A 17,754-nucleotide genomic window follows, 5' to 3' on the forward strand; every position below is an offset into this window, starting at 1 on the left:
CATGAGTTTTTGTATTAATCCTCATTGTCCTAAACCGAAAAGTATCACGGAGAGTCGTTACTGTCAATCCTGTGGTTCCGACTTGCTTTTAAATGGTAAATATCGAGTCACAAATTTATTGAGTGCCAAAGGTGGATTTGGTAATACCTATGAAGTGATAGATGAACATAAAATACCCAAAGTATTAAAAGTTCTTACCTACGATTCCAGTAAAGCTATTGATTTATTTCAACAGGAAGCCAATCTTTTAAAACAATTAAATCACCCCGGTATTCCCAAAGGAGAAAACTATTTTATTTATCATCCCCGGGAGAGTCAAACTGCTTTACACTGTTTAGTTATGGAGAAAATTGCTGGTATTGACTTAGAAGAATATCAAAAACAAAGAGGATTTAAACCGATTGATTATAATCTCGCTTGTGATTGGTTAACTCAGTTAGCTAATATTCTCTACGAAGTTCATAAACATAAATTCTATCATCGCGACATCAAACCCTCTAATATTATCTTAAAACCCGATGGTCAATTAGTTTTAATTGATTTTGGAGCGGCGCGACAAGTCACTAAAACCGTCCTAGCAGGAGGCAAAAATACAGGAATTTATACCCCCGGATATGCTCCTCCCGAACAATCTCGCGGTCACTCTGTCCCCCAGTCAGACTTTTATGCTTTGGGCAAAACTTTCGTCTTTTTGTTAACCGGTAAAGAACCCAGTGACCCGAAAATTTATAATATTAATACCAATGAATTTAACTGGCGTAAATATGCCCCAAATATCCCTTCTCGATTAGCAGATTTTATCGATAATTTAATGGCAGAAAAACCTATTGATCGACCTAAAGACACCAAAACTTTGCTAAAAATTATTACTGATATTAAAGCCAATCCCCATCAAACTAAAAAAACTAAAAAAACTAAAAAAACTAAAAATTCTTCTCTTGAAAAACCTAAAATTATTCCTATTCCCAATCCTGCACTTATTTCTTTACTCGCTGCAATTTCTCCCAGTCATGCCGGGTTTTGGCTCCGTTTAAAAGCCTCTTTAATTGATTCTTTTATCGTTCTTATTATCGCCGCTTTATTAGGTGGTTATATCTGTTTTCGCTTACAACAATGGTCAACTTTTCAAGATTTAAACCTTGATTTTGATATAGCCAAAGAAATCTGGGTTTACTACGCAGCAGGATTAAGTGCAGCTGGAACAACAATTTTTGGTTTTGCTTTATTTATAGCGGCAATTATCTATAATATTCAAGCCAAAATTAACTTTACTCACGAGCATATTGCCATCCTGACTGCTCTCGGTTTAGGAATAGTGATTAAATGGTTATATTATGTTTTCTTAGAATATCTTTTTAAAGCCACTATTGGTAAAATGTTTTTTGATTTATCCGTCACCGATAGCGAAGGAAGACGCATATCTTTTGCGAGAGCCAATCGCCGCTACTTACTAAAATTTATCTCCACTGCTCCCTTATATTTGGGCTTTTTACTGGCAGCCTGGACAAAGAAAAAACGCGCCCTTCATGACATGATTTCTGGTACACAAATCCGCAAAAAAAAGTAACCAGAACCTAGAAAAGTAGGGAGATGGGAGCAGGACGATAGGATAAAATCAACTACAATAGGGACAAGATATTCCCGCTTGGTAATTGGGGGATTGTTTATCTTTTTCATCGATGGGATGACCGCAAGCGGGACACATTTCATAATGTCCTACCTCTAAATTAGCTGTTAGGGCCACTCTTTGATCGAAAACAAAACATTCTCCTTGCCAAAGACTCTGATCGGGACTAACTTCTTCTAAGTATTTCAAAATACCTCCCTCTAGCTGATAAACTTGAGAAAAGCCTTGATTTAATAAAAAAGCTGCCGCCTTTTCACAGCGAATTCCCCCCGTACAAAAAAGAGCTATTTTCTTATTGTTAATAGGATCAAAATTGTCGTAAATATACTCAGGAAATTGGCGAAAATGCTGGATTTCTGGGTTAAGCGCTCCCGCAAAAGTACCGAGTGCCACTTCATAATTATTACGAGTATCGATAACTACCACGTCCGGCTCTTTCAGCAATTGGTTCCACTCTTCAGTTTTGAGATGAATTCCTGTTTTTTCGAGAGGATTAGCCTTGGGTTGACCGAAAGTCACAATTTCCTTTTTTAAGCGAATTTTTAAGCGTTGAAAGGGCAAATAATCACAAACAGACTCTTTCACCTCTAGATTAGCTAAACGAGTATCGGTTTTTAACCAACTAATCACCTCGGCGATCGCTTGACTGTTCCCGGCGATCGTTGCGTTAATCCCCTCGGCTGCCAGAAGAATAGTTCCTTTAATTCCTCTTTCTTGGCAGTATTTTTGTATTTCTGGCTGTTTTTGACGATAATCTGACAAAGCCACAAACTGGTAAAAAGTGGCGACTAGATAAGACATGGCAAGCAAAGGGAAAATTAACTTGTAATATTTTTCACTATAGGTTATGATAACGAAAGTGTCCTAAAAACCAGATCGGGGGTTTAGCTCAGTTGGTAGAGCGCCTGCTTTGCAAGCAGGATGTCAGCGGTTCGAGTCCGCTAACCTCCATAGCATCTCCCCCATAGTCCTGACTGATTCACTTTTGCCTGGTGATTAGCTCAAGTCTTCTTGGGGAGACAATTAGCTAGGGTTGCCGAAAAAATCTAAAAACCTTGTTGGGTAAGACTTTTAGACCTTTTGTCAATCAAAAAGTACCAGGTATGGGAGTGATCGGGGGGAAAATTCAGGGACTTTTTCCCTGAAAATTAGGTAATTGACCCCCTCAAAATCGGTAAAACCCTACACCCTACACCCCACACCCCGCACCCTGTCCCCACCAACAAACTTGTTCGGCAAACCCTAATTATTAAATGATGTCTCGTACCTATCAAGCTACTGGAATCAATCTGCAAGGAATGGCCTTCGGAGAGGCCGATCGCCTCTTAACTATTTTGACCGCCGAATATGGTTTAATTAGAGCCATCGCTCCCGGTGCGCGCAAGTATAAATCTTCCCTGCGGGGTAGAAGTGAACTGTTTGTGGTCAATAATCTGTTAATAGTCGCAGGAAAATCCCTAGATAAGGTGGTTCAAGCCGAAACTATCGAATCTTATCCCAAATTAAGTCAAAATCTCGCCAAACTCACCGTTAGCCAATACCTCTGCGAACTGGTTTTGGCGATCGCACTGAGCGAACAACCCCAGAGGGAATTATACGAATTAATCTGCGGCCATCTGGCCAGAATTGAAGTCCTCGACGAGAATCAATACATACTTCCCTATCTTTGTCAAGCAATTTTTCATTTCTTAATAATTGCCGGCTTAGTGCCGCAAGTCCATAACTGCCTGTTGACGGGAAAAGCTTTAATTGGGGACAATTGCCTAGGATTTAGTTTCGAGGCAGGGGGAATAATAGATCTAGCTGCCCTCACAGAAACAATCAACCCGCCCAAAATCGATAGTAAACTGACGTTGCAAGAACTGCAATTACTGCAATGCCTAGGAAAAACAGATTTTCCCCCACCAGAAAACCCTGCCTCAGAACTAGCTTGGATTAACCTCGATCGCCTGCTGCGCCGCTATACTCAATATCATCTAGGAAAAACTTTTCGCTCCTCGGCATTAGTTGAGGGTTTATCTCCCTTAGAATTTTAAACAGATAGCAAAAATCATCATAATGCAACTGTTTGACTCAGAAACTAGCGACGCTAATTCTAGCGACTCCTCCACTCCTGTTTTTAATTCTTCCGATTCCTCACCGAGGCAATCCGACGCAGAAACCATGAACCGCTTGCCTAAACGTGCGCCCAAATCCAATCCTAGTCAGGGTTTTGCCCCAGTGCTAAAAAACCCGCGCTTTCTCATTCTCTGGGCGGGGGGAATTTTTTCCCAATTAGCGGATAAATTCTATTTAGTCCTGATGATCTCCCTAATTGCCACCCATTACCAAAAAGCCGATCAATCGATTAGTGGCTGGGTATCAGCGATAATGATTGCTAATACAATTCCGGCGGTGTTAGTGGGTTCGGTGGCGGGTGTATATGTTGATAGATGGTTAAAAAAACAAGTTTTAGTTATTTCTAACCTTTTACGCGGGGCTTTTGTCCTCGTCATACCCCTATTATTATGGTTAGTGCGCGAGCAAACTTTAGCCGTTCCCCTCGGTTGGTTGCCTGACGGTTTAAGAAATTGGCATTACCGGCTACAAGGAGAATTTAACTTACCCTTCGGTTTTTTCCTGTTGTTAGTCATTACTTTTCTTGTCTCCACCTTAACCCAATTTTTTGCCCCCGCCGAACAATCTACCCTGCCATTAGTGGTAAAACGTCGTCATCTTCTACCCGCTAATTCCCTCAACACTTTAACCACCATGGCGGTATTAATTATCGGTTTTGCCATCGGTGAACCGGTATTAGCTTTTGCCGATAGCATTTTCGGCACGAGAGCCGGACAATTTGATATTGGCAAAGTGATGATTGTCGGTGCTTTTTATATAATTGCCGGTTTAATTCTAATTATCCTGCGAACTAACGAAAAATATGTCATTCCTACCGCAGAACAGCCCCATGTTTGGGAAGATATCCGCGACGGCATTCGTTACCTCAACAAAAATCATAAAGTTCGTAACGCCCTGATTCAATTAGTCATCTTATTCTGTATTTTTGCTGCTCTATCGGTATTAGCCGTCAGTATGGCGGAAAAACTACCCGGGTTAAAAGCCTCTCAATTCGGCTTTTTATTAGCCTCCTGTGGTGCAGGAATGGCAGTTAGTGCGATTACTTTGGGTTATTGGGGCCAAAAATTCTCCCACACCCAATTAAGTCTCTGGGGTTCCCTGGGTATGGCGGCAGCTTTAATCGGTTTATCTCTAGCCACAAAGAGTTTAATTTTAGCCTTCGCTATGACCGCTTTATTAGGGATTTTTGCCGCTTTAGTCGGGGTTCCCATGCAAACCACCCTACAGGCAGATACACCCCCCGAAATGCGCGGTAAAGTCTTTGGTTTAGAAAATAATGCCGTTAATATTGCCCTCTCTTTACCCTTAGCCGTGGCGGGTATCGCCGAAACTCAATTCGGACTCCGACCGGTATTATTAGCTTTAGCAGTTATGGCAGTTATCGGCGGTGGTTTTACTTGGTATGTTTCTGGCAATTTATCTAAAGATTAGCGAAACTTTTCAGTTATCAGTTATCAGTAAACAGTAATCAGGAGTCAGGAGTCAGTAAGTAGTCGTGCAAAATTAATTTCCTAGTGAAGATAGGCAAGAGGCAAGAGGCAAGAGGTGGTTAGATATGTGTAATTAATTTTGCTTAGGTACTTATTCAGTATTCAGTATTCAGTATTCAGTCCCGATGAAAAAATTTTCACCCCCACAGATGAAAGAGGTTTCCTTCCCTACACCCCACAACCCACACCCTACACCCTCTTTCAAGTCAGGAGATTGCCTTTATTTATTCTCCCATACCCCCCGCAAAGAAGCGAAACTAACATTAACTAAACGGTAGCTTGTGGTAGTAATTACTGAGTAACGCACAGAAAACGGGTTTCTCGGAGAAACCCGTTTTCTACTCATGCCTCATGCAAAAAGGGGAATAAATAATCAGTCTTTAATAACCAGATTTAGTATCAGGAGACAAAGTAACCTTAAACTTGTTAGAATCAAAAAGTTGTTATTTTCTGGTAGTCATTCACCGCTCAGATTCGTTAAAATTATATTACATGACTAATAATATTGACCATGATCGCTTATTTAAGGAGTTAATCTCCACCTTTTTTGTCGAATTTGTTGAGTTGTTTTTTCCTCAAGTGATGGATTATTTAGATAGGGACTCGATTACTTTTTTAGACAAAGAAGTATTTACCGATGTCACGGAAGGAGAAAGGCATGAAAGCGATTTAGTCGCACAAGTTAAGTTTCGCGGAAAAGAATCTTTTTTTCTGATTCATCTGGAGGCGCAGGAAAGTTCCCGCCAGTGGTTTAACCGGCGAATGTTTACTTATTTTGCTCGCTTTCATGAGAAATTTGTCTTACCGATTTATCCCATTGTAATTTTTTCTTATTCAAAGCCAAAAAAAGAAGCAATTAGTCAATATGTAGTCGATTTTCCCGATTTCAAGGTATTAGAATTTAACTATCAAGTCGTGCAATTAAATCGATTAAATTGGCGAGATTTTCTCAATCAGCCGAATCCAGTTGCTTCGGCTTTGATGGCTAAGATGAACATTGCCGACAAAGAGCGAGCAAAAGTTAAGGCGGAATGTCTGCGCTTGTTAATAACTTTACGGTTAGATGCGGCGAGAATGCAATTAATTTCTGGATTTATTGATACTTATCTCAATCTAAATCCGGTCGAAGAGATACAATTTCAAGAAGAGATTAGCACATTTAGTCAACCCGTACAGGAGGGAGTTATGCAAATTACTACCAGTTGGATGCGTCAAGGTATCGAACAAGGTATTGAACAAGGTATCGAACGCGAAAAGACGTTTATTATTCGCCAACTTAAACGCAAGTTAGGGGAAATTAATCCTGCATTAGAAACTAAAATCATGCAGTTAAGTATTGATGATGTCGAAGTATTAGGAGAAGCTTTATTCGACTTCTCTACGGTTGAAGATTTAATCAATTGGTTAATTACTTTAACTGCCTAGTTTATGTTAGCGATCGCATCTTCGCCATGACAAGGGGTAAGATTGCTTCGGAGAGGGAATTTCAGTTAACAGTTAACAGTTAGAAGTGAGGTCTGCCAAAGGGAATTGACAGACCGCAAAACATAGGATAGCATTTGTATAATTCTTATCAAAATACGGAGAAAATATGACTCTAGTTATTTCCCAAGAAGTGATTAAAGCAAGTGGTTTATCAGAGGATGAACTGTTGAAGGAAATTGTTGTTATGTTATTCCAACAAGATAAGATTAGCTTAGGAAAAGCAAGTGAGTTATTAGGTATTAATCAAATCAAGTTTCAACGGATGCTTTCTGAACGAGGAATTTGTATTCACTATGATGTTGCTGAGTTTCAGCAAGATATTAAGCATTTAAAAGAGAAAGGTTGGCTATGATTATTATTAGCGATACTTCTCCTCTCAGCAGTCTTGCTCTTGTTGGTTATCTGTCAATCTTAAAAGATATTTATACTAATGTTGTCATTCCCCAAGCAGTTGCCAATGAATTAGCCAATTTAACTGAGGAAGATATCCGCATTAAAGCGATAATTTCTCTGAAGTGGATACAGGTTAAACAAGCCACTAATTTAGAACTTGTGGCTTGTTTGAGGAATGAATATAATTTAGATCTTGGCGAAGCAGAAGCAATCGCTCTTGCCTTAGAATTAAAAGCAGATGAATTGTTAATTGATGAGCGTCTTGGACGGAGGGAGGCTGTGCGTTTGGGGCTGTCAATTACGGGGGTTCTAGGAGTTCTTTTAATCGCTAAAAATAGAGGATTGATTGCTAAGGTTAAACCGATAATGGAGTCTCTAATTAGCCAAGCAAATTTTCGCATCAGTCATCAACTTTATGAGGAGGTTTTGCAAACTGCAAATGAATTAGATTAAGTTGTGATTTTAGAAAACGGGTTTCTTCGAGAAACTATTTAGAAAACCCGTTTTCTTTGAGAAACCCGTTTTCTGTAAATTTTTGTTATATCCCCCTTGAAAGATTGGGGATTGTTGGGCTAAAACTGTTAGCAATAAACCTTTGCAGTTAATGTCATGACTTCTACCCTGTTGCCGATTTTTCCTCCTATTGACGATGTTTTGTTCAATTTCGCTCAATCTGATGATTTTTGGGCGAATTTGGCTATCGCTTTTGGCACAAGTTATGATGTGGTTAAGGCGACAGAATTACGACAGCAGTGGCAAAGTCGAAATTTTAGTCAACTTCCTGAGATTGAGGTTGTCAACAGCAGTGTTTTAGGTAGTGCAAATGGCGCTTATGGGATTAGCACCAATAAGATATATAGCGTTTCCTGTTCGCAAGAGGTACATTGTCGATGGTGAAAAGCTTAATCAGCAAAGGTTTGACTGTGCCACACAGGTGTGAGAAACGCTATATCTATCTGAAAGCTTTTTTGCTTCTGCTAGTTTAGATGCTTTGGTTGCGGTGATTTTAGAAGAAATTGGGCATTCTGTCGATGCTCAAGTTAATCAGAATGATACTCCTGGAGATGAGGGAGAATATTTCTCAGCATTAGTTCTTAGAGTAGATTTGACAACGCAAGAAGTAGCAAGAATTACAACTGAAAATGACTTCGCAAATATTACAATCACAGGAAATAATATTTCTGTAGAAAAATCTGCACCAATTATTTTGACCGTTAATACGACCGCCGATCAAAATGATGGAACCACTACTGGTGGATTATCATTACGAGATGCGATTTTAATAGCCAATGCAGACACTACCAATGACTATATTATTGAATTACAAGGGGGGAAAACCTATTTTCTCACTCAATTAGAGGATGATTTGTGGGAGAATAAAGCCAAAACTGGTGATTTGGATATTTTACCAGGTGGTAAAGTCACGATTAAAAGTTTAGGTACAAGTCAGGCTGTTATTGATGGCAGTGGTTTAGGCAGTGGATATGGTAAGGGTAATCGCATTTTTCATGTCTTAGCTAATAGCAATTTTTCCTTAGATAAAGTAACTATTACGAAATCAGCAGTAGGAGGTATTCTTGTTGACAAAAATGCTGTAGCTAATATTAGCAATAGCATAATTACTCAAAATGTTTACGTTGCCATGTCCGGCGGTAGTGCATCACAACGCGGTGGAGGTATTAGAAATTTCGGTAATACTATTATTCAATCAAGCACGATAAATCAAAACTTAAGTGGATATGGTGGTGGTATTTATAACGAAGGATCACTAACCATAAACGATAGCACCATTAATGAAAATAACTCTAACTATGATGGAGGCGGCATTTATTCTAGCGGAACATTAACAGTAACTAATAGTGTCGTCAACCGTAACAAGACTGGATTTAATGGAGGTGGCTTTTATAATGGAGGCACAGCTAATATTTCTAAAACTACTTTCAACAATAACAATGATACTGGTATTTATAATACTGGATTATTAACGATCACTGATGGTTCAATTAATAGCAATCTCAGCGTAGGATTAGAAAATAAGGGGACTACTACCGTTACTGGAACCTCAATTAATAGCAATACAGCTAATGGCATTGAAAATAATAATATACTTAACATTAGTCGGGCTACCATCAATCAAAATGGAGAATATGGTTTATATAACTCACCTGATCTCTTTGGTAGTAATAAGAAGTATGCTAATGTTGAGAACACAACAATTGATAGTAATGGTGATACTGGCATCTATAATTCTGGAACAATAAACATAGCAAAAAGTGTAGTTAGTAGTAACGCAGATGGTGGTCTTTATAATAATTCTGGCAATGCTACTGTTATTGATACAATAATCCCAAAAAATATTACTACTGGCTTTGGTGGTGGTATAGATAATCGAACGGCAAATCTTACAGTTATTAATAGTTTGATTGACGGTAATAGTGCAACAAAATATGGTGGTGGTATTTATAATTATAACGACACCTTGCATAATGTAACTATTGTGAATAGCACTATTAGCAATAATAGTGCAAGTTTTGGCGGCGGCATCTTGAATACTGGTTATACAGTCCCAGGGTCTAGAAATGTTCCTCCTCGTGATACAAGAGCAACTTTTACGGCTATTAATTCAACAATTAGTGGCAATTCTGCTTCTAGAAGTGGTGGCGGAATTTATAATGAATCTAGGGGAAACCTTAATCTTAGCAACAATACCATCACGAACAACACATCTACATCAAATTTCAATACAAGCGGTGGAACAGGAGGCGGAATTTATAATGAAATCAATGGTGGACTTAATAATAATGCTAAAGGTGTAGTTAATGCTAAAAATACTATTATTGCAGGTAACTTTGATACCCCAAATAATAGCGTGACAAGTAGCACTTTAAACCCCGATTTGTATGGTCCCATTAACGGTGACAATAACAATCTCATTGGTAATTTAAGTGGAGCAAGTGGAAGTATTGGTACAGGAACCGATTTGGTTAACCCAAATCCTGCACTTGGTCCACTACAAAACAATGGCGGAATCACATTAACCCACGCTCTTCTCTCCAATAGTCCTGCTATCAATAAAGGTAATAACCTTCTGGTTCCAGTAGATAGTATGGATATAAATGGTGATGGTAACAAAGCTGAAAGACTACCTTTATACCACTGCACCCATTGATGCTACCGCCGATGTAGATTACACTAGCAAAACTGGAACTATCACCATTGCACCTAATACTTCCACTGCTACTATTAGCATTCCCATCCTCAATGATAACCTTAATGAACCTGATGAAGCCTTTACAGTAACCCTGTCAAATCCCGTTAATGCTACCATCAATCCCGAAGGAGGAATAGGAGAAGTTATCATTACTGATACTTGGCAAAGCACTCTCACTCGCACCTTACCCAACAATGTGGAAAACCTCAGACTAATTGGCAGTAATAATATTAACGGTACAGGTAACGCTGGTAACAATAATATCACCGGAAATAGTGGCAATAATCAAATCAATGGAGGTGCGGGAATTGATAATTTAACCGGTGGTTTAGGTACAGATACTTTCATCTTCCAATTTGGCCAATCTACCATATCAACAAGCGATCGCATCACAGATTTTGCCATCAATAGTGATAAAATCGACTTATTAACTCAAGGTGGAACTGCCATGAATGCGCCTAGCAATTTCAGTCGTGCTGCTAATAGCACTGTCACCACTTTAGACAATTTAATCAATCAAGTATTTACTGATGCCAATGGAGCGATTACAGGTAATCAAGAATTAGCGGTTAATAGTGCCGCCTTAGTGCAAGTAACAACCGGTGCAATAGCTGGAACTTACCTCGTTATTAATGATAGCACGGCTGGCTTCCAATCCAGCAATGATTTATTAATAAATATCACCGGATTTACTGGTACTTTACCAGCTTTAGGGAGCATTAATGTTAGTAGCTTCTTTATCTAAGTTTCTAAGCTCTCCTTCTAAGTCACCTAGAAAACGGGTTTCTCGGAGAAACCCGTTTTCTGTGTTAAAAATTGTCAGCTACACCCGCCATCCATTAGTCACATATTTCTTAACATAAAGTTTGACAACAACTGTGGTATAACTTCACAATAACTTGATATTATTATTACAATAGTCTCAAAAACAATGATCGAATTAAGTCCCGCCGCCGCTAGAGAAATTGAACGTTGGAGTCAAAGCCGTCGCCTGAGTGGTTCCTATCTGCGTTTGGCAGTAAAAAACGGTGGTTGTTCGGGACTTCACTATCATCTCGAATTAACCGATATTGCGGCAGAAAACGATCGCTTTTATCAAAGTCAGGGTATTAATATTTTAGTGGATCCTGACAGCGATCGCTACCTACAAATTTTAAAATTAGACTATTCAGAAGATCTCATGGGTGGTGGTTTCCGTTTTACCAATGCCAACACCCAAAATACCTGCGGTTGTGGTCTTTCCTTTAGTGCCTAATTAACTACTCCAAATAGCCAAGACAACTAAAAGCGCATTAACCAGATAAAATGCTCCCACAATCCGGGTTTCCGTCCAACCACTTAATTCTAAATGATGATGAAAAGGAGCCATTTTTAATAATCTTTTGCCCTTGCCATCGGGTCCTTTTGTGGCTTTATAATAGATAACCTGAGCGATTACCGAAAGAGATTCCAGAAAGAACAGACCACTAATTAAAAATAATCCCCAGAGATGTCCAGTAATTAAACCCACCGCAGCTAAAGCACCTCCCAAAGCGAGGGAACCCGTATCACCCATAAACACTTTAGCGGGGTTGCGGTTATGAAAAATGAAGCCTAGACAAGCACCAGCAAAACAAGTGCAGAAAATCGCCAAATCCGGATGACTAGGAGCGATAATAATGGCTAAACCCAAAAAAGCGATCGCACCTGTTCCCCCCGCTAATCCATCCACCCCATCGGTGAGATTAGTGGCGTTACTTTCAGCCACAAGGACAAATGCCGCCAAAATCCAGAAGAAAAAGCCCAAAGGAATGACTAATCGACCCCAAAGGGTGATATCGGTACTCACCTGATTGACCAACATCCAGAGACAAAAAAGCACCGCCCCGGTTATCTGTAAAATTAACTTCATCTGGGGAGATAGGCCCTTATTCGACTTATAACGCAAAATTTGCCAATCATCTAACCAACCGATACCCATGTAAGCAAAAGTCAGCAAAGCAACCGCCACCACATTAGGAGTAAATTTAGACCAGATTAAAGCGAAAATAAGGGCTACTGGCACAAAAAAGCTGCCTCCCATGGTCGGGGTTCCTGCTTTCTTTAAATGAGCCTGGGGTCCATCCTCGCGCATGATCTGACCCATTTTCAAGCGCCGTAGCATCGGTACTACTTGACAACCAAGACCAGCACTGATTAACGTTGTGGCCATCAGGGGCAGTAACAGGGAATTAGTGGCCTGAAAAAAAACTACTAACAGAAATAGTAATCCCGTTAGTAGAATCAGCAGATGGGTTCCAGTGGGTTTTTTAAAGATAGGGGCGGAAAAAATGTTAGCGTTCACGACTAAAGCGTCAGATAAGGGGAAAATTTGCCAAAGAAGACGGGATTAATCTTCATCTAAGACTAATTCATCCTCGTCGTCATCATAACCGATATCATCGACATCCATGAGTTCAGATAGTTCCACATCTTCTTCGAGAGTGAGATCTGGTTCGGCGATTTTATCCCGGGGAATCATGCGATTATTTTTTTCTAACCACTCGACAATGGAAGCGTCTTTTTTTAGGGGAATAACCGCGGCCGGTTCGTAGCGGGGTTCTTGACGAATAGAAGGATTAAGCATAATCACTCGACGATTAACAGCAATCATTTCGAGTTTACCATGTCTTTTAAGGCTCTGATAATCTCTTGATTGGCCGCGGGGAAAGTGTAATGATCTAGTTCCTGGATAGTTACCCAGCGGATTTCTTCACATTCGATCGCTCTTGCTTGGCCGCTGAGATAACGACAGTTATATACTTGTAGATTAACCCGAAAATGACTATAGGTGTGATCAATAGTGATTAAATGACTATCAACCGCAATGTCAATGCCAATTTCTTCTAATATCTCCCGTTTAATACATTCCTGCACCGTTTCATTGCCTTCGATTTTGCCGCCGGGGAATTCCCAAAAACCGCCCAGGAGTCCCTTGGCCAGACGGCGATCGATTAAAATTAAATCTCGATCATCTCTAATTACGGCCACACCGATTTTTTTAGAAGCTAAAGAGTCTGTTTCGGGAATCATAGTGGTTATTGGGGCAAAAACAGCAAAAAATAGTTAAAAATTGACTGCGGAAAATTGAGTCAAAAGATGATATAATCGAGAATTGTACGATTAACGATTAACAATGACAGTCAGTTCCGAATCAAAGTTTATTTTAAAAGTATTGTGGTTAGATCAGAACGTAGCGATCGCTGTAGATCAGGTGGTCGGCAAAGGAACTAGCCCCCTCACCGCTTATTTTTTCTGGCCGCGCAATGATGCTTGGCAACAACTGCAAGAGGAGTTAGAAGCAAAACACTGGATTGATGAGTCCGATCGCGTTGATGTTCTCAACAAAGCCACAGAAGTAATTAATTTTTGGCAAGAGTTACGCAATCAAAGCCGACAAATCCCCATGGCCGATGCACAGTTAAAATTCCCCGAAGTTGTTTTTAGTGGTAGCAATTAATTTATAGCAGTTATCTTAATGGGGAGCGACAAAATCTCCAGTTTTAGGCAACGGAAAACAGGAAACTTTTTCAGTGATCACCGAGCAGTAGGAGAACAGCAACTTCTTAATAAGTAGGGAGGCACAATTATTTGTAGGATGGGTTAGCGGTAGCGTAACCCATGCGGGCGTTGGGTTTCATGCTTCAACCCAACCTACGTTCATCTTATATTTAATTCCACCCACCTACTTAACAGTATTCACTGAAACCTCAAATCTGATAACTGAAAAAGAATCGGGTAGGTTCATATAAACCCGCCCGATTTTGCTTTAATTTAATTTAATTTGGTTGGGTTTAAACCGATACTAAACCGCCAGCGGCCTGGTATCTAGCGCGAGCTTTGCGCCATGATTGTTGCGCTTGGATAGTTTTGCGACGGTCATCCCCTTTGCTGGCTTCATCGAGACGGGTTTGGGCCTGTTCGTATTCGGTGCGAGCTTTTTCTTTATCGATTTTTGAGCCTAATTCCGCCCCATTAACGAGGACTTTGATCTCATTATTTTCGACTTCAGCAAAACCGCCCAAAACCGCGATATTTTCCCAGTCTTTCCCCGGTCGAATTCGCATTACGCCAATATTCAGGGCAGTTAATAAAGGAGCGTGACCGCTAAGAATACCTAATTGTCCCGTGGAACTGGGTAGGATTACTTCTTCAGCCACGTTATCCCAGACAATGCGATCGGGTGTAATAACCCGTACTGTAATGCTCATTGGTGATAATAACGATAATTTTGGCAGATTTCTGGGTTAAGTAACCGCGTTTAGCGGTTACTACTGACTTTTAATTAGCCTTTTTTGAGTTTTTCGCCTTTAGCGATCGCTTCATCGATATTGCCGACCATATAGAACGCTTGTTCGGGTAAGCTATCGAGTTCACCTTTGAGGATCATCTGGAAGCCTTTGATCGTATCAGCGAGGGTAACGTATTTACCCGGGGAACCGGTGAACACTTCGGCCACGAAGAAAGGTTGCGAGAGGAAACGCTCAATTTTGCGAGCGCGGTCAACGGTGAGACGATCTTCTTCCGACAATTCGTCTAAACCGAGAATAGCGATGATGTCCTGTAACTCTTTATAGCGTTGCAGGGTAGATTGGACGGCGCGAGCGGTGCCGTAGTGTTCATCACCGACGATATCAGCTTGGAGCATGGTGCTGGTGGAACCGAGGGGATCTACCGCCGGATAGATACCTTTGGAAGCCAGACCACGGGATAGTACAGTTGTTCCGTCCAAGTGAGCGAAGGTAGTAGCGGGAGCGGGGTCAGTCAAGTCATCCGCGGGTACATAGACCGCTTGGATGGAAGTGATCGATCCTTCTTTGGTGGAGGTAATCCGCTCTTGCAGGTCGCCTACGTCAGTGCCGAGGGTGGGTTGGTATCCTACCGCAGAAGGCATCCGACCGAGGAGCGCCGATACTTCCGAACCAGCTTGCACGAAACGGAAGATATTATCAATAAATAAGAGTACGTCTTGCTTGTTGACATCGCGGAAGTATTCGGCCATGGTCAAAGCGGAGAGACCGACGCGCATTCTCGCTCCGGGGGGTTCGTTCATCTGACCGTAAACGAGGGCGATTTTCGATTCTTCGGGGTTATCAGCGTTGATTACCTTCGATTCGATCATCTCGTTGTAGAGGTCGTTTCCTTCGCGGGTTCTTTCACCCACACCGCCAAAAACCGAGACACCACCGTGTTGAATGGCGATATTGTTGATTAATTCCATCATAATGACGGTTTTGCCCACACCAGCACCCCCAAAGAGGCCGATTTTGCCCCCTTGACGGTAGGGGGTGAGCAGGTCAATCACCTTGATACCGGTTTCAAAAACCGTCGGTGTTACTTCAAGATCGACTAATTTGGGAGCGGGACGGTGAATAGGAGAGGTTTCGGTGACGTTAACCGGTCCTTTTTCGTCCACGGGTTCACCAAGAACGTTAAAAATCCGACCGAGGGTGCATTTACCCACGGGAACGCTAATCGCTGCGCCGGTGTCCACGATATCCATACCGCGCACTAAACCATCGGTGGTACTCATGGCAACGGCACGCACTTGGTTGTCACCGAGTAACTGTTGTACTTCACAAGTAACGGATAAATTTTGACCGGCGGAGTTAGTTCCTTTTACGGTTAAGGCATTATAAATACGGGGCAGGTTGCCACTGGGAAATTCGGCATCGATGACCGGACCGATGATCTGGACGATTTTACCAACGTTAGTTTCTGTTGTCGCTACCATTGTTTATGTCTACTCTGGGTTTTAGCTGATAACTCCCACAAGGGGAAAGTCTTAATTTTTTGTAAAATTAGCCAATACTCAGCTTATCACGCTAGGGGATCAGATCAGTTATTTTCGCTATCAGCCCTCAGCAGTCGGTCGTCAGGGGACTCGGAGACGGGAGATTATTTTATTTGTTCCCCCCACTTCCCGCTTCCCACTTCCCGCTTCCCACTCCCTGCTTGACAAACACAGGGGTTTGCCTTTAATTGAACGTTACCTCATGTCTCAAGGAGAAGATGGCCACAGTGTCGAGGGTTTAACTGCTCAAGATATAGGTTGGGATTTTTAAGGGGAAACTCTCTTTTAAAATTGGCGTTTACTTTTGATTTTATTACTCAATCCAAGCTTTTGGGGGGTTGGGGGAAGTCGCTGAGTCTCAAATTAAATTAATCAAGGTTGAACAAATGCCAGAAAAAGCGACATTTTTTAAGGGATTACAGATACCAAAATATCATTTTAATTTCTATAAGTCATACAAAAATTTAGGTTAAGATGACCTCCGAGGATGAATTAATATAATTTTTGACGCTTTCTAGTAAAAGTTGATACAAAAAATGAGGTGTTTTTTGATTGGCTAATTCCAGACTATTCTGATAAATTTTAACAGCAGATTCATCATTAATCATTCGATAGTGAATGATTTTTGTCCATTCTGGTGCAGTTATCATTAATTGAGGAATCACTTCAATAAAAGCTTGTATTTGTTGTTGGGTTTCAAAATCTTCTAAAAAATGCAATAAACTAAACATAATTTCAGGATGTTCACAGTTATCATCTAGGATAAGATGTAAGTCTTTTAAATGTTTATCATCAGGATATTTGGTAAGTTTTTCTAATGTTTCCTCAAATAAGTTAATTTCTTGGGATGTTTTCATTAAGCGATTCTCTTGTAGGATTTTTATTAAATTCATGGGGTTGTTGCTCCTTAATCAAAAAAGGTTGACCAGGTAGTTTTATTAAGTTGAATGAGTTCTTGTAATCCCTTTCTAATATCTGCATTATATAATCCTTGACCTAGATAAATTGAGCGAATATCCCAAACTTCTTGTGCTAAGGTTTGTCGAGGGGAAAGGGTTAAGTCTGGAATTTTACCATAAGATAAGGTTTGACGATGACGACCTCCTTTTCCAGGGGATAAGTGTTCCATCATGATAGCAATTCCTTGATTAGTTGTGTAACCTTTGATTTTCGCTTTCATATACGCATTGGATGGTAGATGATGAGGGGTTAAGTTATCTCCTCTACTACCTAATTTTAACAAGTCGCCGTATGTCCCGACTTTTCCTTCTCCTGTCAGTAGTTTAAATTGAGTGATGTTGTCTCCTTATGATTATTTTAGGCCATAGGTTTATCATAGGTGAATAAAAATCTTATCGCTCTTCTATCTCGGAAAATCCCTGTGGCTCTTCGTTACCCTTTATGCTAAATCAACAGACAAGATGCCAAGACAACATACTTCTAACCCAAAAATTCCGAAAGTTTCTAAAGCCATAGGCTCTCCGTTTTATTAGTTTAAGTTTATTGTTGATTCCCTCGACCACCCCATTCGTTGTCCTTCGCTCGAAATAACTAATTATTTCTCCAAACCAGTTTCGGATTGTTTGACAACTCTTGGTAAAAACACTGGAGGATTTTG

Annotated in this window: 20 protein-coding genes, 1 tRNA gene and 1 pseudogene; 13 read left to right on the forward strand and 9 right to left on the reverse strand. The window is 40.6% G+C overall.

What is annotated here, in order from left to right; all coding sequences use genetic code 11:
* Position 1 precedes the first annotated feature (1 nt).
* Entirely contained in the window at positions 2-1,567 is a 1,566-nt protein-coding gene (locus O9300_RS04040; RefSeq protein ID WP_287970192.1) for a protein kinase domain-containing protein, read from the forward strand.
* Between the two features lie 48 nt (positions 1,568-1,615).
* Here O9300_RS04040 and trhO read toward each other — a convergent pair whose 3' ends face one another.
* Entirely contained in the window at positions 1,616-2,428 is an 813-nt protein-coding gene (gene trhO / locus O9300_RS04045; RefSeq protein ID WP_287970193.1) for an oxygen-dependent tRNA uridine(34) hydroxylase TrhO, read from the reverse strand.
* Between the two features lie 77 nt (positions 2,429-2,505).
* Here trhO and O9300_RS04050 point away from each other — a divergent pair.
* The 11 genes and pseudogenes from O9300_RS04050 to O9300_RS04100 all read left to right on the forward strand — a co-directional run bounded on the left by O9300_RS04050 (position 2,506) and on the right by O9300_RS04100 (position 11,579).
* Positions 2,506-2,578: transfer RNA gene (locus O9300_RS04050), tRNA-Ala, on the forward strand.
* A gap of 302 nt (positions 2,579-2,880) precedes the next feature.
* Entirely contained in the window at positions 2,881-3,663 is a 783-nt protein-coding gene (gene recO, locus O9300_RS04055) for a DNA repair protein RecO (RefSeq protein WP_287970194.1), read from the forward strand.
* Positions 3,664-3,685: 22 nt separating this feature from the next.
* Entirely contained in the window at positions 3,686-5,176 is a 1,491-nt protein-coding gene (locus tag O9300_RS04060) for an MFS transporter (protein ID WP_190723618.1), read from the forward strand.
* A 184-nt stretch (positions 5,177-5,360) separates the two neighbouring features.
* The gene (locus O9300_RS04065) at positions 5,361-5,513 is read left to right on the forward strand and encodes a hypothetical protein (RefSeq protein ID WP_287970197.1); all 153 of its coding nucleotides are present in this window, start codon (positions 5,361-5,363) and stop codon (positions 5,511-5,513) included.
* A 214-nt stretch (positions 5,514-5,727) separates the two neighbouring features.
* A complete protein-coding gene (locus O9300_RS04070; protein ID WP_287970199.1) occupies positions 5,728-6,660 on the forward strand; it encodes a DUF4351 domain-containing protein in 933 nt (310 codons plus the stop codon).
* A gap of 166 nt (positions 6,661-6,826) precedes the next feature.
* Complete coding sequence (locus O9300_RS04075; protein WP_002739258.1) at positions 6,827-7,072, forward strand: UPF0175 family protein; 246 nt, start codon at positions 6,827-6,829, stop codon at positions 7,070-7,072.
* Positions 7,069-7,566 carry a PIN domain-containing protein gene (locus O9300_RS04080; protein ID WP_079205556.1) on the forward strand — a complete coding sequence of 166 codons (498 nt, stop codon included), beginning with the start codon at positions 7,069-7,071 and terminating at the stop codon, positions 7,564-7,566. Before O9300_RS04075 ends, O9300_RS04080 begins: the two co-directional genes overlap by 4 nt.
* Before the next feature lie 156 nt (positions 7,567-7,722).
* Positions 7,723-8,010: a hypothetical protein gene (locus O9300_RS04085; RefSeq protein WP_287970201.1), complete on the forward strand. Its 288-nt coding sequence runs from the start codon at positions 7,723-7,725 to the stop codon at positions 8,008-8,010.
* A gap of 745 nt (positions 8,011-8,755) precedes the next feature.
* A complete protein-coding gene (locus O9300_RS04090; RefSeq protein WP_287970210.1) occupies positions 8,756-10,282 on the forward strand; it encodes a choice-of-anchor Q domain-containing protein in 1,527 nt (508 codons plus the stop codon).
* A pseudogene (locus O9300_RS04095) lies at positions 10,260-11,069 on the forward strand (bluetail domain-containing putative surface protein); the annotation flags it as partial. The gene O9300_RS04090 and the pseudogene O9300_RS04095, both read left to right, overlap by 23 nt.
* A 186-nt stretch (positions 11,070-11,255) precedes the next feature.
* A complete protein-coding gene (locus tag O9300_RS04100) occupies positions 11,256-11,579 on the forward strand; it encodes a HesB/IscA family protein (protein WP_079206311.1) in 324 nt (107 codons plus the stop codon).
* Here the strand turns inward: O9300_RS04100 and mraY are convergent, their stop codons facing one another.
* Genes mraY through mutT form a run of 3 tightly spaced genes read right to left on the reverse strand, consistent with a single transcriptional unit; the run spans position 11,580 to position 13,375 of the window.
* Positions 11,580-12,647, reverse strand: a complete 1,068-nt coding sequence (gene mraY / locus O9300_RS04105; RefSeq protein ID WP_287970202.1) for a phospho-N-acetylmuramoyl-pentapeptide-transferase — start codon at positions 12,645-12,647, stop codon at positions 11,580-11,582.
* A gap of 45 nt (positions 12,648-12,692) precedes the next feature.
* Entirely contained in the window at positions 12,693-12,956 is a 264-nt protein-coding gene (locus O9300_RS04110) for a DUF3134 domain-containing protein (RefSeq protein ID WP_002735746.1), read from the reverse strand.
* On the reverse strand, positions 12,953-13,375 hold the full coding sequence (gene mutT / locus O9300_RS04115; protein WP_287970203.1) for an 8-oxo-dGTP diphosphatase MutT: 423 nt from the start codon (positions 13,373-13,375) through the stop codon (positions 12,953-12,955). Before mutT ends, O9300_RS04110 begins: the two co-directional genes overlap by 4 nt.
* A gap of 103 nt (positions 13,376-13,478) precedes the next feature.
* Here mutT and O9300_RS04120 point away from each other — a divergent pair, with 103 nt between their 5' ends.
* Entirely contained in the window at positions 13,479-13,802 is a 324-nt protein-coding gene (locus tag O9300_RS04120; RefSeq protein ID WP_002766067.1) for a 30S ribosomal protein PSRP-3, read from the forward strand.
* A 334-nt stretch (positions 13,803-14,136) separates the two neighbouring features.
* Here the strand turns inward: O9300_RS04120 and atpC are convergent, their stop codons facing one another.
* From atpC to O9300_RS04145, 5 genes are all read right to left on the reverse strand, one after another.
* Positions 14,137-14,553 (reverse strand): ATP synthase F1 subunit epsilon, encoded by a 417-nt coding sequence (atpC, locus tag O9300_RS04125; RefSeq protein WP_185241173.1) that lies wholly within the window; start codon positions 14,551-14,553, stop codon positions 14,137-14,139.
* 74 nt (positions 14,554-14,627) lie between these two features.
* Positions 14,628-16,076, reverse strand: a complete 1,449-nt coding sequence (gene atpD / locus O9300_RS04130) for a F0F1 ATP synthase subunit beta (RefSeq protein ID WP_002801250.1) — start codon at positions 16,074-16,076, stop codon at positions 14,628-14,630.
* Positions 16,077-16,600: 524 nt separating this feature from the next.
* Positions 16,601-17,029, reverse strand: a complete 429-nt coding sequence (locus O9300_RS04135; RefSeq protein WP_287970205.1) for an Imm30 family immunity protein — start codon at positions 17,027-17,029, stop codon at positions 16,601-16,603.
* A gap of 14 nt (positions 17,030-17,043) precedes the next feature.
* Entirely contained in the window at positions 17,044-17,316 is a 273-nt protein-coding gene (locus O9300_RS04140) for a hypothetical protein (protein ID WP_287970207.1), read from the reverse strand.
* A 229-nt stretch (positions 17,317-17,545) separates the two neighbouring features.
* The coding region (locus tag O9300_RS04145; protein ID WP_146220269.1) for a transposase at positions 17,546-17,754 on the reverse strand (209 nt) is incomplete at its 5' end.

It is taken from the genome of Microcystis sp. LE19-195.1E (assembly GCF_027532095.1).
GTDB lineage: Bacteria > Cyanobacteriota > Cyanobacteriia > Cyanobacteriales > Microcystaceae > Microcystis > Microcystis aeruginosa.

Excerpts from the sequence above, each read along its gene's own strand:
- O9300_RS04080 (WP_079205556.1), top strand. The coding sequence starts at position 7,069 with ATGATTATTATTAGCGATACTTCTCCTCTCAGCAGTCTTGCTCTTGTT.
- atpD (WP_002801250.1), bottom strand. The coding sequence starts at position 16,076 with ATGGTAGCGACAACAGAAACTAACGTTGGTAAAATCGTCCAGATCATC.
- O9300_RS04065 (WP_287970197.1), top strand. The coding sequence starts at position 5,361 with ATGAAAAAATTTTCACCCCCACAGATGAAAGAGGTTTCCTTCCCTACA.
- O9300_RS04075 (WP_002739258.1), top strand. The coding sequence starts at position 6,827 with ATGACTCTAGTTATTTCCCAAGAAGTGATTAAAGCAAGTGGTTTATCA.
- recO (WP_287970194.1), top strand. The coding sequence starts at position 2,881 with ATGATGTCTCGTACCTATCAAGCTACTGGAATCAATCTGCAAGGAATG.
- O9300_RS04135 (WP_287970205.1), bottom strand. The coding sequence starts at position 17,029 with ATGAATTTAATAAAAATCCTACAAGAGAATCGCTTAATGAAAACATCC.
- O9300_RS04110 (WP_002735746.1), bottom strand. The coding sequence starts at position 12,956 with ATGATTGCTGTTAATCGTCGAGTGATTATGCTTAATCCTTCTATTCGT.
- O9300_RS04120 (WP_002766067.1), top strand. The coding sequence starts at position 13,479 with ATGACAGTCAGTTCCGAATCAAAGTTTATTTTAAAAGTATTGTGGTTA.
- O9300_RS04085 (WP_287970201.1), top strand. The coding sequence starts at position 7,723 with ATGACTTCTACCCTGTTGCCGATTTTTCCTCCTATTGACGATGTTTTG.
- O9300_RS04140 (WP_287970207.1), bottom strand. The coding sequence starts at position 17,316 with ATGAAAGCGAAAATCAAAGGTTACACAACTAATCAAGGAATTGCTATC.
- O9300_RS04090 (WP_287970210.1), top strand. The coding sequence starts at position 8,756 with ATGTCCGGCGGTAGTGCATCACAACGCGGTGGAGGTATTAGAAATTTC.
- mutT (WP_287970203.1), bottom strand. The coding sequence starts at position 13,375 with ATGATTCCCGAAACAGACTCTTTAGCTTCTAAAAAAATCGGTGTGGCC.
- O9300_RS04070 (WP_287970199.1), top strand. The coding sequence starts at position 5,728 with ATGACTAATAATATTGACCATGATCGCTTATTTAAGGAGTTAATCTCC.
- atpC (WP_185241173.1), bottom strand. The coding sequence starts at position 14,553 with ATGAGCATTACAGTACGGGTTATTACACCCGATCGCATTGTCTGGGAT.
- trhO (WP_287970193.1), bottom strand. The coding sequence starts at position 2,428 with ATGTCTTATCTAGTCGCCACTTTTTACCAGTTTGTGGCTTTGTCAGAT.
- O9300_RS04040 (WP_287970192.1), top strand. The coding sequence starts at position 2 with ATGAGTTTTTGTATTAATCCTCATTGTCCTAAACCGAAAAGTATCACG.
- O9300_RS04060 (WP_190723618.1), top strand. The coding sequence starts at position 3,686 with ATGCAACTGTTTGACTCAGAAACTAGCGACGCTAATTCTAGCGACTCC.
- O9300_RS04100 (WP_079206311.1), top strand. The coding sequence starts at position 11,256 with ATGATCGAATTAAGTCCCGCCGCCGCTAGAGAAATTGAACGTTGGAGT.